We start from the raw sequence: 15,930 nt of genomic DNA on the forward strand, positions 1-15,930 counted from the left end.
CTTAAACCTACAAAACCCCTCTGCCATTGTTTGTTCCAAAGAGTTGAAAAAGATATTGTTTAAAGTATAGAATCAAACTGGAACTGTATCTGCGTATTGCAAGGCTGACATACAATGTAATTTTATCAACCAGATGGAGGGCACCTGTGATCGAGCCACATTCAATTGTGGCAGTGAGATAATCCATGCGCCTCTTGATCGTAGAAGACGAGTTAAAAACAGCGACATTCCTGAAAAAAGGACTCACCGAAAACGGCTTTGTCGTCGACACCGCGCATAACGGTGAGGACGGCCTGCATCTGGTCCTCACGGGAACCTACGACCTCGTCATCCTGGACGTCGGGCTCCCCGAGCGCTCAGGCTGGTCCGTTGTGACGGAGATACGCCAGCACGGCAAGGGACTCCCGGTGCTGTTTTTGACTGCGCGAGATACCGTCACCGACCGCATCAAAGGCCTGGAACTGGGTGCCGACGACTACCTGGTGAAGCCGTTTTCCTTTGCCGAACTGCTGGTCAGGGTGCGCACTATCCTGCGTCGCGGCCCCCTACGCAACGAGGATACCCTCCAGATCGCCGATCTGACCATCGACCTGAACCGGCACCGGGCCTTCCGCTCCGGGACCCGCCTCGACCTCGCCCCCAAAGAATTTTCCCTGCTCTCCCTTTTGGCCCGCCGTGCGGGAGAGGTGCTCACCCGAACCGTCATAGCCGATCAGCTATGGGACATGAACTTCGACAGCGGCACCAACGTGGTGGATGTGGCAATCCGGCGCTTGCGCACCAAGGTGGACGATCCGTTCCCGCAAAAGTTGATTCACACCATCCGTGGAGTCGGTTATGTCCTGGAAGAGCACTAGCAGCCCCTGCAGTTTCTTCAAAAAGTTATCCATCACCGGCAGGCTCACCCTTCTCTACATCCTGTCCGCGGTGATAACCCTACTGGGCGGCATCACCTACATCACCTGGTCCATGTACCAGGTGATGGAACAGGCCGACAGTGACTTCGTCCAGGCGCGACTGCAAACCTACCGTGCTCTTTTTTCCGACCGCCCCGGCGATCTGGAAACCATCCGCAAGGACATCGAGTGGGAGGGGACCAACGTCGCCACCCCGGAGTACTACATCCGCATCGAGGACAGCTCCGGACGGCTTCTGGTTGAGACGCCGGGGATGTCGCAGGTGCTCCCGTCGAGCCTCTTCCACTGCGTCCTGACCCACCCCCGCCAAATAACCACCCGCTACCTGCATGCGGCCAACGGGCGGGAATACCTGATCAGCTGCGATTTGGAGCCTGTCGGGCATCCTAAGGGCGGCATCATCCAGATAGGCCTCGACGCCACCCACGAGATAAAGGCCATCCGCAAGAAGCAGGTCCAGTTGGTGATCATCTTCATAAGTGGGATAGTGGCGGCAACCGGCGTCGGAGTCCTCGTCGCACGCAAGGCGCTGTCGCCCCTGCGTGACATCACTGGAGTGGCAAAGCAGATAACGGTAGAACGGATCAGCGAGCGACTCGACCCCCTGCAGTGGCCGGTTGAACTGCGGCACTTTGCATCGGCCTTCAACGAGATGCTGGGGCGGCTCGAGGAGTCGTTCATCAAGCTCTCCCAGAGCTCCTCCAACCTTGCCCACGAACTGCGCACCCCCATAAACAACCTGCTCGGAGTAACCGAGGTCGCCCTTACCCGCGACCGCCCCCCGGAGGAATACCGAAAGACCCTCGAGTCAAACGTCGAGGAGTATCATCGTCTGTCACGCCTGATCGACGACATGCTGTTCCTGGCCCGCGCGGATCACCCCACCCAGCGCTTCAAATTCGTCCTTTTCGATCCGGCCAAAGAGATCGAGAAAGTCTGCGCTTTTTACGAACCGGTCGCCGAAGACAAGGGGATCGCGATCAGTTACAGCGGCAGCGGACTCATGTACGGCGCTCCCCAGATGCTGGAACGGGCCGTCAGCAACCTCGTCGGAAACGCACTGCAGTATTCCCCGCCCGGATGCGTCGTCGAGGTCCGGACGCTGACCACCGGCGACGGCTCTCAGGTGGTCCAGGTGCGCGATTCAGGCCACGGCATGAAGCCCGAGGAAGTGGATCGCGTGTTCGACCGGTTCTACCGCGGGGACCGGCACCGGACCCTGCACCCGGACGGCTCCGGACTCGGCCTGTCCATCGTGAAATCCATCGTGGAGCTGCATCACGGGACCATTTCCGTCGAAAGCTCCCCGAATCACGGCACGACCATACTGCTCCGTTTCCCCCCTCCCCCGCCCGACGCCTAGTTCCGCACGACCTCCCCTGTCAAGCTCGCCCTGCCGTAACCTCGCACTGCCGCACCATTTCTTTCCTGGCCGCAACGCCTGCGCGTCGGGGCCATGCCCCGCAGCAACCTTACCAAATGGTAATGTCGGCAACAGATTCCGGTAAGGCTTCTTCAGCTATCATCCCCACCGTACCCAACTCTTTAGGTAAAGAACAACACATTACCAAATGGCAACGTCACGGCAACACTCCGGAAATGGCGCGTGTCGTATGCTTCGGACACCCGTGGTGCTTCGCCACATGCGTCGCCCCCAGGATGATCATCGGTTCCACATGTACAAGATTTACCGCGGCATGCTGCTCTCTCTCATCCTGGTGACCGCCCTTGCGTCCCCGGCCCCGGCGGCTCTCTTCAGAGCAGCCTATCTCTACACGCTTTCGGACTTCAACGGGGCGATCCCATACAACTGGGTCAACCTCGCGGTCGACCGGCGCGGCGAGGAGACCTATGTCGCGGACCCTGCCGGACGGTCGGTGCGGGTCTTCAACGACAGCGGCATGGAAGTGTACCGCTTCGGCGACAACGGCGATTTCCGCAACATAACGGCGGTGGCGGTGGCAGACAGCGGCGAGATCTTCGTCCTCTCCCGGTCCAACGCAAGCTACGCGGTGACCCGTTGCGACTACCGGGGGGAACCAAAGGCAAGGCTTGCCATGAAGGGGCTCCCCCCCGAGTATGCAACCGACTTCGTACCGGACACCATCTGCTGGCACGGGGATCACCTCTACCTCGTCGACAGGAACACCATGAAGGTGGCGCTGACCGACCGGGAGGGGAGCTTCGATTCCGGGTACGAACTGGGAACCATCCTCGGGTTTAGCAAGAAACAAATAAGCGAATCCGGGATGGTCGGCTTCAGCGTGGACAACGAGGGGGATCTCCTCTTCACGGTGCCGGTCTTCTTCTCCGCCTACCTGGTCACCCCCGGCCACCAAGTACGTTCCTTCGGCATGCGCGGCAGCACGCCTGGGAAGTTCAACATAGTAAGCGGCATCGCCTCCGATGAGCGGGGGAACATCTACGTGGCGGACACCCTGCGCTGCGTGGTGATGATCTTCGACAGGGATTTCAGTTTCCAGGCCGAGTTCGGCTTTAGGGGGCTGGAGCCGGGTAACCTCATTGCTCCTATGGAACTCGTCGTCAACCATGACCGGGTTTACGTGGCCCAGAGCCGGGCCAGGGGCGTCAGCGTCTACCGGGTATTCCAGACCCAGCCGTCAGCGACCAGCACGAAGGGGGGGTGAGAAGAAGCGAACAGTACTCAAAACGGTGCAGTTGGTAACTAAATCTTTGCATTTTTTGGATTGAAAAGGAGACACAATGAAAGCAGCAAAGTCTTTGACAGCAGCAGCGGTCCTTACCCTTCTGGCCTCCGGCAGCGCCTTCGCCTACCATGACGGCGGCGTGGCGTACTGTGACGGGTGCCACACCATGCACAACTCCTCCGGCAACAAGGCGATGGGCACCGGCAGCAACGCCACCCAGCTCAAAGGGGTCACCTACCTGCTCCAGGGCAGCGACCAGAGCTCGACCTGCCTCAACTGCCACGCCACCACCTCCGCTAAGGCGGGGAGCTACCACATCATGACCACCGACGCCGCCGCGGGCGGCACGGTTCCCTCCAACTACACCCCCGGCGGCGACTTCGCCTGGGTGAAGGAAACCTTCAACTACAACAGCCACGGCACCCCGACCACCAGCCTTGGCGAGCGCCACGGCCACAACGTGGTCGCCGCCGACTTCGGCATCACCCCCGACTCCACCCTGAGCACCGCCCCGGGCGGCAACTACCCCGCGGCGAACCTGGCCTGCTCGAGCTGCCACGATCCCCACGGCAAGTACCGCATCGTAGACGCATCGGGCACCGTGCAGCGTCCCGTCGTCGCGGGCACCGGCTACAACGGAGCCAACGACGTGGCGGTCTCCTTGCCGATCAACGGCTCCGGCTCCTACGGCGCTGCTCCGACCACCACCGAGGCGGTCGGCGTCTACCGTCTGTTGGGTGGCCCGGGATACCTCCCGGATTCCGTGGCGGGCGTCGCCGGCATCCAACCGTTTGCAGCACTGCCCCCGTATGCCGTCGCACCGGCCGCCTACAACCGCTCCGAGGCGAGCACTGACACCCGCGTGGCGTACGGTACCGGCATGTCCGAGTGGTGCGCCAACTGCCATACCAACATCCACAACTCCACCGCCAACTATGACGGCGGCACCAGCCTCATCCACCCGGCCAGCAGCGACTCCACCCTGGGCGCCAACATCCTTGCCAACTACAACGCCTACGTAAGCTCCGGCAACTTCGGCGGCACCGTGGCCGGCGCCTACACCTCCATGGTGCCCTTCGAAGAGGGGACCAACAACCGCGCCAACCTGGCCCTGCACGCCGTCAACGACGGTTCCCAGAAAGGCGGCGCCGACAGCAGCTCCAACGTCATGTGCCTCTCCTGCCACAGGGCCCATGCCTCCGGCTGGGACAGCATGACCCGCTGGACCAACAAGACCGAGTTCCTCACCGTGGCAGGCGCCTACCCCGGCACCGACTCCACCAACACCTCGGCACAGTCCTACGGCCTTGGCCGCACCATGAACGAAGTCCAGGCAACCTTCTACCAGAGGCCCGCTACCGTCTACGCCACCTACCAGCGGTCCCTGTGCAACAAGTGCCACGCCAAGGACTAACGAGGCACCCCTGTTTAACGAGGCCTTAGCGCCTCACCATGCCGCAACCGGGCTGGCTTTCGGGCCAGCCCGGTTCTTACGGAAACCGTACGATCCAAAGCCGGGGCCCCGCCCCGGCAGCGTGGCACCCCTATGAAGATTCATCTCACCGCCATCGTCCTGGCTGCCTTTTTGGCCGGATGCCAGACGCAGCTCGTCTCGCTACGGCAGCCCCTCGTCGAAGAGGGGGAGCTTTATCTCTACACCCGCCCCTTTCCGCCGGCGGCTGAGCGCCTGAGCTTCACCCTGGAAGGGATCAGCGCGGTGCGCGAGGACGGTGCTGAGTTTCCCGTCTCCCTGGCGCTGAAGGAGGTGAGGCCTGCGGAGCTCACCCGGCAGCGTTTCCTGGGCTCATCCACCCTCACCCCGGGAAGCTACACGGGCCTTGCCCTGCGCATCTCGCACCCGCTTTTGCGCCGCGAGGAGGGAACAGCGGCCCTGCAGGCACCGGAACGGGTGACGATCAACGCCCCCTTCACGGTCCAAAAACAGAAAGCGCTCCTGCTCTCGCTTTCCTTTGATTACGACAACTCCATCGGGGCCGGCTTCAGATTCACCCCGGTGTTTACCGTCCGTGAGCCGCGCAGGCCCGTCGTCGGGCTGGCCGGCTACGTCACCATCCCCGAGGCCAACGCCATCGCCATCTTCGACAAGCAGTCGGCCGAGGTCGCCGGTTTCATCGCCACCGGCAAGACCCCCCGCGGCCTCATATTCGACCAGCAGCGCAGGCGCGCCTACGTCGCCCTCTCCGGGGATGACGCTCTGCAGGTGATCGACATGGTCACCGGCGAAGAGGTACGCAGGATCAGGCTCACACCCGGCGACTCCCCGGAAGAACTGGCCCTCTCCCCAGACGGCAAGACGCTGCTGTCGGTCAACAAGGGTTCCAACACGGTGAGCTTCGTGGACCCGCAGGGGTATTTCGAGACCGGGCGCCTGGCGGTGGGGGATGCCCCCTCCTCGGTGCTCATCGACCCCACCGGGCAGAGAGGGTACGTATTCAACAGCTTCGCAAGCACCATGACCGTCATCGACCTCGCGCGCAGGACGGTAAGCGCCACGGTGGGGAGCGCGCCCGGAGATGGACACGGCGCTTTCAGCCGCAGCGGCGATCAGCTCTACGCGGTACACGCGCTCAGCTCGTACCTGGACGTCCTCGACCCCTTCACCCTGGCACAGCAGCGGAGGTACTACGTGGGGATGGGGGTGTGCACCCTGAAAGTCGACCAGCGCTCCGGCATCGTCTACACCGGGCGCAAGTCCGATGCGTGGGTGCAGGCTCTCGAGCCCTTCACCTTCAACACCATCGCCACCGTGCCGCTCGGGGGAAGCCCGGCGTACCTCACCATCGACGCGGACGAGAACAGGCTTTACGCCGTAAACCCCGCGCGCAGGCGGGTGCAGCTCGTTAACCTGGTAAGCTACCGCCTGGAAAACGAGCTGGAGCTCCCCGCGCCCCCGCACCGGCTCGCGCTGATGGGCGAAAGGTGACCGTCCGGTGCACGGCACGATGTTCAAAGCGGCGGCGCTGCGGCTCGCCAAGGCCTGGCTTGTCTGCCTCTTCGGAAGCCTGCTGCAGCCGCAACGTGCCTCGGCGGACCTTCTCAACGGCTACCTGGAGTGGGACTACAGCCACCTCCAGTCGCAGACCCGGGACGCGACCGGCACAAGCGGCGCCCAGAAGGGGGACGGTTTGACCCAGAAGTACAGCCTGATGTTGAACAAGAGCTTTCTCCCGCTATTGTCCCTGCGCGCCGGCTACCTGTGGGAAAGCGACCGCAACTGGCTCACCGCCAACGGGTCAGAGGCCCGCTCCTCTATCACCACGTCGCTGCCGAGCGTGGACCTGCTTATGGGAAGCCCCATGTTGAACGCGAGCCTTGGCTACAGCAAGAGAAAGGAGAGCGACTCCACCGCGGGGACCTCCCTTCCCGACCGCTACAACGAGGAGTACCACGCTTCCCTTGGGTGGCGCCCGGAGGGACTTCCGGCAGTGAGCCTGCTCCTTACCAGGATCAACACCTTTGACGGCCTGCGTCAGCTGGAGGACAGCAGCAACGACCGGGCCACGCTGGGGATCACCTACAACGTGAAGAACCTCGACCTCAAATACCTCTTCAACTACAACGACCAAAAGGACAGGCTCCTGGGGCTCGACGTATCCCAGCTGTCCCACACCGGCACGGCAAGCTACAGCGGGCAGTTCTTCGACGAGCGCGTCTCGCTCTATTCCACCTACAACGTGAGCGAGCAGGGTACCGCCACCTCGTCCAGCGGCCGGGGCATGGTGGACCAGCAGCTCTTGCCGTTTTCCGGGCTCGCCGCCCTTACCGGCCCGGGGCAGCAGTACGTGGTCCCCGAGACCGCCACCCTGGGGAGCTACCCGCTGCTCGTCGACGGCAACCTGGATAAGAGTGCGGGGATCGACCTCGGCCCGCAGCCGGGACCGCAGGCGAAGAGAAACTTCGGCTTCGACTTCCAGAACCCGCAGACAACGGTGAACCGGGTGCTGCTCTGGGTCGCCACTTCCAACGGCCAAAGGCTCCCCGACGCCATCGCCCGGCAGTACACCTGGACCGTCTACCAAAGCCAGGACAACCTCGCCTGGGCCCCGGTCAGCACCGTCACCGGGCTCACCCTGGACCCGTTCCAGAACCGCTTCGAGATCAAGTTCGCCCCGGTCGCCACCCGCTACCTGAAGGTGGTCGCTGCGCCGCTCGACCCGGCGCAGGTCCCCCCCGGCATCATCGGCTTCCCCCCATCCTTCAACCTCTTTGTCACCGAGATCCAGGCCTTCGACGAGGTGCCGGCGGCATCGGTGCAGAAAAACAGCACCGTCCTTTCTCAGATGCTGAACACGGACGTGAAGGTCCGGCTGACCGACTCACCGGCGCTGTACTACGACGGCTCCTTCTTCCTGACCAGCTCTTTGCCCAACGGCTTCACCAAATGGACGGTGAGTAACGCCCTCATGGCGGAGCACCGCTTCAATGACTGGATCTCGGGGAGCGCGAGGGGAGCCCGGGAGGACAGCGAGGAACCGAAGGGGCACCGGGGCGCCTTCGTCTACAGCGCTTTGTTGCGCATGGCCCCCCTGCCGACCCTGAGCGACACCATCACCTACTCCGGGCGCCGCGAGTCCTTTCAGGGGAAGACAAGCGGAGCTGATTCCTTGTTCATCAGCAACACCGCGGAGCTCTACCAGGGGGTGAACCTCAATGCCAGCGGCGGCCTGAGCCTGTCCAGCACCGACAGCGGAGCACGGATCAGGGCCTACAACGCCCTCTTCGGGGTGAACCTTAAGCCCCGCGGCGACCTGAGTCTCAACGCGAACTACAGCTGGAACAGCTCCTTAGCCACCGGTGCAGGTATCAGCGACACTTCCATCAGCACACAGCGCGAGGACATCGGCGTGACCTATCGCCCCTTTACCACGCTCTACCTGACCAGCTCCTTTTCGCTATTGCAGCAAAGCGGTAAGGCCGGCACCACCTTCCAGAATTACGGGATCAACTGGTCCCCGTTCCCCGACGGCACGCTGCAGTTCAACTTCGCCTACTCGGAGAACCTGGCCTCGCTGAACCAGCAAAAGAGCAAGATGCTGACCCCGGGGCTCACCTGGAAGATAACACCGCGCACCACCCTGGATGCGTCCTATCAGAGACTCAACACCTCTTCCTCCTCCGGCACCGAGAGCTCGCAGACCATAAGCGCGGTGCTCAGGAGCTCGTTCTAGGAAAGGAACGCACACTGGAGCACGTTATGCCCAAGCGATGGATACCGCCAATCATGACCCTCGTTCTTCTTGCCCTGGCCGGCTGTGCCGGTCCAGCAGAGGTGTACCGCGACGCCAACATGGACTTCGGGGCCCTGCACACCGTCGCCATCATGCCGCTGGCCAACCTGACCCGCGAGACGTCCGCGGCGGAGCGGGTTCGAGACGTCTTCACAACCAAGCTCCTGGCAACCGGCGCACTGTACGTCATCCCCCCGGGCGAAGTCGCCCGCGGTATCAGCAGGGTCGGCATCAGTAACCCGGTCGCCCCCAGCACCGAGGAGCTCACCAAGGTGGCGGGGGTGATCAAGGCGGACGCCGTCATCACCGGCACGGTAAAAGAGTACGGGGAGGTCCGTTCCGGAAGCTCAGCTGCCAACAGCATCTCCCTCAGCTTCCAGCTTCTGGAGACCCAGACCGGCAAGGTGGTCTGGTCCGCCTCAACCACCATGGGGGGAATCGGCATCACGGACCGGCTCTTCGGCGGTGGTGGCGAGCCGATGAACGACATCACCGAGCGGGCGGTTAACGATGCCATCAAGAAACTCTTTCAGTAGCCTCGTCGCCGCTCTACTCGTGCTGCTCGTCGCCGGCTGCGCTCCGCTGCGCCGTGCCGCATGGACCGGGGACGAGGCGGGCAACGCAGAGGGGGGCGTGGCCATCCTCCCCTTGCAAAACCTGAGCGGCGGGACAGCACCGGTCACCGAACTGCGGCAGGAGCTCGCCAGGCGCCTTGCCCTGCGGGGCATGAAGATCCTGCCTGAAGCGCAGTTGGAGCAGTTCATGGCGCGGCACCGTCTGCGCTACGTGGGGGGGATGGACGCGGCCACGGCGCAGGCGTTACGCCGCGAGACCGGAGCGCGAGGGGTGCTCATTACCGAGGTGGAGCTCTACCGCACCCCCTTCCCTCCCAGGGTCGCCCTCACCTCACGCCTGGTGACTACGGAGGAGACCCCAAGAATCGTGCGCATGGAAAGCGTGGCGCTCTCCGGGGACGACGCCCCTGGCCTTCTCGGCGTGGGGCTGGTAAGGAGGCCGCAGGAGGTGACCGACCGGGCGCTCCAACTGCTGGCCGAGGCGCTGACCGGAGGAAAGCCGCAGCCGATACCGAGGGTGCCTTTGGGATCGGACTCCGTGTACCTCGCCCGCCCTCTCGACCCGGGGCGAAGCTACCGGGTGGCCGTGCTCCCCTTCTTCGACAAGGGAAGCCACGGCTACGCCGGCGAGATCCTGGCGCTGCACTTCATCGGGGAGCTGGTCAGGCAGGGGAGGTTCCAGGTGATCGAGCCGGGGACGGTACGCGAAGACCTCCTGCGCTACCGGATCATCATGGAGGACGGGGTCTCGCTGGCAGACGCCGAGCTCCTCTTCGGGATGCTCAGCACGGACCTCATCCTCACCGGCGAGGTCAACGACTTCGAGGACCTCCAGGGGGCCCAGGCTGCGCCCAAGGTCGACTTTTCCGCGCTGCTCCTCGAGCGGAGCAGCCGCCGGGCGGTCTGGTCCATGGGCGACCACCGGACCGGGATGGACCGGGTCCACTTTTTCGATATCGGCAGGATCACTACAGCAAGCGCACTGGCCGCCGGGATGGTGCACCAGGCGGTTGAAGAAAGCCTCGGCCGCTAGCGAAACAGCACACCGCAGCGCCGGGCAGGGCAGAGAAGGACAGACAGCAGTGCACCGCACTACACACATGAAGGAAGGGACCATGAACATGAATGCGATGAAGTTACTTTTGATCACGGCACTTTGCGCTGGAACCCCGGCCTGGGCCGGCTTGGCGGCCGCCACCGCCACAAAGGCGCCGGCCGCGCCGGCCGCCAAGCCCCGGGAAACCGTGCAGGAAAAGGGAAGCAGTGAGAAAGGGAAGCCGGCCCCCCAGAAGGAGGGGGTGACGGTCCTGCTCCAGGCCCCGACCTTCTCACCGCGCTTCGCTCAGACCCCGGTCGCGCTGGTGAACGATGACCCCATCCTCATGCAAGAGTTCACCGATGCCCTCGGAAGTATTCACGAAGGGACGGGTTCCGGCGCCGATACCAAGGCGGGTAAGAAAAACTTTCAATCGGTGCTCGATCGTCTGGTGAGCGCGCGGCTCATCATGGCCGAGGGGTTCAACATGGGGCTCGACGAGTTGCCCGAGGCGAAAAAAGGGATCAGCGACTTCTCGGCAAGCAGCCTCGGCGAAATCCTGAAGAGACGCCAACTCGAGGGGCTCAAACCGGACAAGAAGGTCGTGGACCGGATCTACCAGGACCTGGTCAAGGAGTGGAAGATCAGGTCGGTCAAGTTCGACAAGAAGGATGACGCCGCCAAGCTCGCGGAGCAGCTAAAGGGAGGCGGGAAATTCGATGCACTCGCCGACAAGCTGATCGACGCGGGCAAGGTCCAGGGGGGCAAGGAGGGGGAATGGGTGCAGCCCAAAGGACTTCTGCCCCAGATCGCCCAGGCCCTGTCCCGCATGAAGGATGGCGAGGTGACCGCGGTGCTCCCGGTCGGGCCGGCGTTCACCCTGGTGGAACTCCAGGAGGTCCGCTTCCCGAAGGAGAACGATCAGGCGCTCGAGGAGGCGACTCAGCGCGCCCTCGAGCTTAAGAGCAACCAGGCCCTGGACCAGTACTGGAAAGACCTGGAGAAAAAGTACGTCACCCTGCACAAGAAGGTGCTGGACAAGCTCGACTTCGAGGCGCCCCGCCCAGGCTTCGACAAGCTTTTGAAAGACCGGCGGGTCGTGGCGGATATCCGCGGCGAAAAACCGATCACGGTCGGCGACCTAGCCGCCGCCATCAGGGGGAAATTCTTCCACGGCATCGGCGAGGCGATCAAGATCAAGAAGGTGAACGAAGGGAAGGTCCCCGCGCTGGAAGACATGCTCCTGGCAAGGGTTTTCAAGATGGAAGCGCTCAAACAGGGGATCGACCGGAGCGATGAGTACAAAAACGCCAACAAGAAGTACCGCGATTCCATCGTCTTCGGCATGTTCATCGACAAGGTGGTGGTGCCGGAAATCAAGGTGACCAACGGCGAGGTGGAGGACTACTACAAGGCACACGTGGCCGACTACTCCTCCCCGGAGATGATCAAGCTGAAGGAGCTCGTCTTCGCCAAGGGCGAGGACGCCGAAAGCGCGGCCGAGAAGCTGAGAAAAGGGGCTGAATTCCAGTGGCTTTCCGCGAATGCCGCAGGGCAGGTGCCGGCGGGAAGCGAGGGCCGACTTGAGTTCGGCGACACCCCCTGGATCACCAAAAAGCTGGCCCCGGCGGTGCAGCTCGCCCTGGCCGGTGCGAAAGGCGGCGATTTCAGGCTATACACGAGCCCAGAGGGGTACAGCTACGTGCTGGCGGTACAGGACGTGATCCCGGCCAAGCCCGCTCCGCTGGAGAGCGCGCGCAAGGAGATCGCCAAGAAGCTCTACGGGGAGAAGGTGAACAAATCCATCGAGGAGTGGGGAGAAAAGCTCCGCAAGGCATACCAGGTGAAGCTCTACCTGGCGGAACCGGCGCAGTAGAGCGAGCAAGGAGAGACCATGTCGGGAAAGAAGAGTAAATACGGGATTCCGGTCGGCGTCGTCGCGGCCCTGCTCTATGCAGCCATCGTGCTGTGCACCAGCCCGAGCCACGCCGCAATGAGTTTCGCCAAGAAGGGGTGCCTTGACTGCCACAAGAAGTTCGTGACGCAGTACCTCGGGATGAAGGACGTGCACCCGGTCGTCAAGGAGCAGAAGTGCGAGGAGTGTCACTTGCGTCACGGCATCGTGCCCAAGCTCCTTTTGAAGGAGTCGGGAAACGCGCTCTGCCTTAAGTGCCATCCCAAGGATAAGATCGGGATGAACAAGGCGAACGTGCACAGCGCCTTGAAAAACGGCAGCTGTACCCTGTGCCATTCCCCCCATGCATCCCAGTCCGCCCGGCTCTTGAAAGGTGACGGGAACCAGGTCTGCTACCAGTGCCACAAGAAGGAACTCTTCGAGAAGAAGGTCGTGCACCAGGCGCTTTCCCGCGACGGCTGCAAGGCCTGCCACGTCGCCCACAGCTCGGACCAGAAGAACCTTTTGGCCCAGGCGGAGCCGAAGCTCTGCCTGTCGTGCCACGACAGCAAGGGCGCCGGCTTCAAAAAAGCCCACGGCGGCTATCCGGTGGAAAAGGCGCGCTGCACCGTATGCCACAATCCGCACTCCTCCGAAAAGCCCAAGCTCCTGAAGGGAAGCGTCCACGACCCGGTGCAGAGCGCGTCGTGCGACGGCTGCCACAACGCCCCCGCCGCGGACAACCCTTTCGGCGTCACCCAGAAAGGAAGCGAGCTCTGCTACCAGTGCCACGATGCTACGAAACTCAAGATGGGGGGAAGCGTCGAGCACGCCCCGTTCAGCGGAGGGGACTGCCTCTCCTGCCACAACCCGCACACCTCGGAGTTCTCCAAGCTCACCGTCCGCGACGGCAACGCGCTCTGCATCGGCTGCCACAAGGAAAAGGGGGCCGGGATGACCGCCCCGCACGCCGCCGTCACTAAGGGGAAGGGATGCCTCTCCTGCCACAAGCCGCACGCGGCAGGGAAGAAGCTCCTGGTCGCCCAGGGGGCGGATCTCTGCTACGGGTGCCACGCCAAGGTGAAGGAGAGCCAGTCCATGAGCGACGTGCACTTCCCGTTCGCCGAGGGTGACTGCACATCGTGTCACAACCCGCACGGCTCCAACATCCACGGAATGGTCAAGGCGCGCATGGACACGGTGTGCTACGGCTGCCACAGCGACAAGGAGAGCGCCTTCAAGAAAAACCACACGCACGCCCCGGTGCTAAACGGCAACTGCGTGGCCTGCCACGCCCCCCATGCCTCTCCGCAGGGGGCGCTGCTCAGGGCTCCCGCGGACGACCTCTGCGCCAAGTGCCACGCAAAGCTCATGGAGCAGGAAACCGGAGGCTCCAACCACGCACCCTTCAAACGCAAGAACTGCCTCGGGTGCCACGACTCGCACGCATCCAACACCCCCGGGATGCTGGCCAAGAAACAGGAGACGCTCTGCCTTTCCTGCCATCTGGACATCGAGAAGGGGCTCAAGGGGAAGGGGAGCAAGCACGCCCCCCTTATGAACGGAGGGGAGTGCACCAAGTGCCACAACCCGCACAAGTCCAAGCTGAACCGCCTGCTGCTCGCGCCGAGCCCGGACCTTTGCCTCACCTGCCACAAGCAGATCAAGGACAAGATGGGGAAGGAAACGCCGCACCAGCCGGCACAGAAAGACTGCACCACCTGCCACCGACCGCATTACTCCGCTGAGGGGTCCCTTTTGGCCGAGCCGGTCAGGACCACCTGCAGCGAGTGCCACGACCTGAAGTCGGAACAGTTCGGCAAGGACCACCTGAACATCAACCCGGAAGGGATCAACTGCGTGAGCTGCCACAACCCGCACGCGTCCAAAGACTCCAAGTTCTTCAAGGACACGCTCCATCCCCCCTTTGCGGCACGAACCTGCGACGACTGCCATATCGTCGAGAAGCGCTGAGAGGAGTCAGCAATGAAGCAACACACCGAGATACTCATCATGATCCTGCTCGCCCTGCTCTACGTTGCCTCGGCCGCGGCGCAGGAGAACACCCTTTTGATGTTCAAGCTAAAACCCGGTGCGACAGGCAAGGTCTGCATGGACTGCCACGTCAACATCCAGGAGACGGTGAAAAAGCCGTTCGTGCACACCCCGGTCAAGTCCGGCGACTGCACCGGGTGCCACAACCCGCATACCTCGTCCCACGGTAAGCTACTCGCCGCCGACTCGAAGCAGATCTGCGCGCAGTGCCACGCCACGGTCATCCCGCCGGACGCACGCAGCAGCCACAAGCCGGTTGCCGAAGGGAACTGCATGAAGTGCCACAGCCCGCACGCCTCGGAAAACAGGTTCAACATGCTGCGCGCCGGCAACGCGCTCTGTCTCGACTGCCACAAGGCCATGGGCGACACCCTCGCCAAGGTGAAGCACAAGCACAGCCCCGTGACCACCGGCTGCCTCACCTGCCATCTCCCCCATGCCTCCAGCAAGGCGGGCTTCCTGCTCAAGGATGAGGTGCCGGCACTGTGCACCGGCTGCCATAAGGTGGACAAACCGATCTTCATCAAGCAGCACATGAACTACCCCGTGGCCAAGGCGCGCTGCACCGCCTGCCACGACCCGCACGGCTCCGACATGCCGAGCCTCCTCTACAACAACGTGCACAAGCCGGTAGCCAGCAAGATGTGCAGCCAGTGCCACAACGATGCCACCTCAAGCTCCCCGTTGCAGACCAAGCGCAGCGGCTCCGAGCTCTGCAAGGAGTGCCACAGCGACATGGTGAACTCCACCTTCGTGAAGAACAAGGTGCACTGGCCCCTGCTGGGCAAGCAGGGTTGCCTCACCTGCCACAACCCCCACGCGGCCAAAGAGAAGGGGCTGCTCAAGGCGGATCTGATAACCGTCTGTGGCAGCTGCCACAAGGACACCATCCAGAGGCAGGAAAAGTCGCTCACCAAGCACGCCCCGGTCCAGAACGGGAACTGCATGGCCTGCCACGATCCCCACGCATCGAACAGCCAGTTCCTGACCAACAAGCCGTCCATCATAGACGTCTGCGGCAAGTGCCACGACTGGCAGAAGCACTCCACCCACCCCATCGGGGACAAGATCAAGGACAAGCGCAACAAGAACCTGACCATGCAGTGCCTGAGCTGCCACCGCGCGCACGGAACCGAATACAAGCACTTCATCCCGTTCCCGACCACGAGCGATCTGTGCACCCAGTGCCATGACCAGTACAAGAGGTAAAAAGCCATGTCTCGAATCTTCATGAAATACGCCGTGCTCGGCTTCGTGCTCCTCGCCGCCACCGGCGCGTCGGCGACGGAGCGGCTAAAGCAGGTGACCGCGGTTTACCTGGACGACAAGGGGGGGGGGCTCGCCGCCCCAGAGGGGATCGCCTGCGACGCCAAGGGGGGGATCGTAGTCGCCGACACGGGGAACGGCCGCCTGCTGAAATACAGCTTCAAGGATGCCGGCATCTCCGGGGGGAGCGAGGTGAAAGTGCCGCAGCTGACCGTACCGACCCGGCTGCAACTCGACTCGAAGGGGGACATCTACGCCCTGGACAGCAA

General features: G+C 63.0%; 11 protein-coding genes and 1 pseudogene. All 12 read left to right on the forward strand.

Going from position 1 to position 15,930, the window contains the following annotated elements; translation table 11 throughout:
* Positions 1-185: 185 nt before the first annotated feature.
* On the forward strand, positions 186-857 hold the full coding sequence (locus E8L22_RS14890; RefSeq protein ID WP_136525905.1) for a heavy metal response regulator transcription factor: 672 nt from the start codon (positions 186-188) through the stop codon (positions 855-857).
* Positions 838-2,280: a heavy metal sensor histidine kinase gene (locus E8L22_RS14895; protein ID WP_136525906.1), complete on the forward strand. Its 1,443-nt coding sequence runs from the start codon at positions 838-840 to the stop codon at positions 2,278-2,280. Before E8L22_RS14890 ends, E8L22_RS14895 begins: the two co-directional genes overlap by 20 nt.
* 313 nt (positions 2,281-2,593) lie before the next feature.
* Positions 2,594-3,565: an NHL repeat-containing protein gene (locus E8L22_RS14900; protein WP_136525907.1), complete on the forward strand. Its 972-nt coding sequence runs from the start codon at positions 2,594-2,596 to the stop codon at positions 3,563-3,565.
* Positions 3,566-3,641: 76 nt separating this feature from the next.
* Positions 3,642-5,000: a cytochrome C gene (locus E8L22_RS14905; RefSeq protein WP_136525908.1), complete on the forward strand. Its 1,359-nt coding sequence runs from the start codon at positions 3,642-3,644 to the stop codon at positions 4,998-5,000.
* A gap of 132 nt (positions 5,001-5,132) precedes the next feature.
* Positions 5,133-6,530 (forward strand): YncE family protein, encoded by a 1,398-nt coding sequence (locus E8L22_RS14910; protein WP_136525909.1) that lies wholly within the window; start codon positions 5,133-5,135, stop codon positions 6,528-6,530.
* A 7-nt stretch (positions 6,531-6,537) separates the two neighbouring features.
* Positions 6,538-8,775, forward strand: coding sequence for a hypothetical protein (locus E8L22_RS14915; protein WP_136525910.1), 2,238 nt, complete (start codon positions 6,538-6,540; stop codon positions 8,773-8,775).
* Between the two features lie 26 nt (positions 8,776-8,801).
* Complete coding sequence (locus E8L22_RS14920; RefSeq protein WP_135871223.1) at positions 8,802-9,371, forward strand: GNA1162 family protein; 570 nt, start codon at positions 8,802-8,804, stop codon at positions 9,369-9,371.
* A complete protein-coding gene (locus tag E8L22_RS14925) occupies positions 9,346-10,443 on the forward strand; it encodes a hypothetical protein (RefSeq protein WP_136525911.1) in 1,098 nt (365 codons plus the stop codon). The genes E8L22_RS14920 and E8L22_RS14925 overlap by 26 nt, the downstream gene beginning before the upstream one ends.
* An 82-nt stretch (positions 10,444-10,525) precedes the next feature.
* The gene (locus E8L22_RS14930) at positions 10,526-12,322 is read left to right on the forward strand and encodes a peptidylprolyl isomerase (RefSeq protein ID WP_162604842.1); all 1,797 of its coding nucleotides are present in this window, start codon (positions 10,526-10,528) and stop codon (positions 12,320-12,322) included.
* Between the two features lie 18 nt (positions 12,323-12,340).
* Positions 12,341-14,314: a cytochrome c3 family protein gene (locus E8L22_RS14935; protein WP_136525913.1), complete on the forward strand. Its 1,974-nt coding sequence runs from the start codon at positions 12,341-12,343 to the stop codon at positions 14,312-14,314.
* 12 nt (positions 14,315-14,326) lie between these two features.
* A complete protein-coding gene (locus E8L22_RS14940; protein WP_136525914.1) occupies positions 14,327-15,604 on the forward strand; it encodes a cytochrome c3 family protein in 1,278 nt (425 codons plus the stop codon).
* A 21-nt stretch (positions 15,605-15,625) separates the two neighbouring features.
* Positions 15,626-15,930 (forward strand): annotated as a pseudogene (locus E8L22_RS21570) (NHL repeat-containing protein); the annotation flags it as partial.

The sequence above is a fragment of the Geomonas ferrireducens genome, from assembly GCF_004917065.1.
Classification (GTDB): domain Bacteria; phylum Desulfobacterota; class Desulfuromonadia; order Geobacterales; family Geobacteraceae; genus Geomonas; species Geomonas ferrireducens.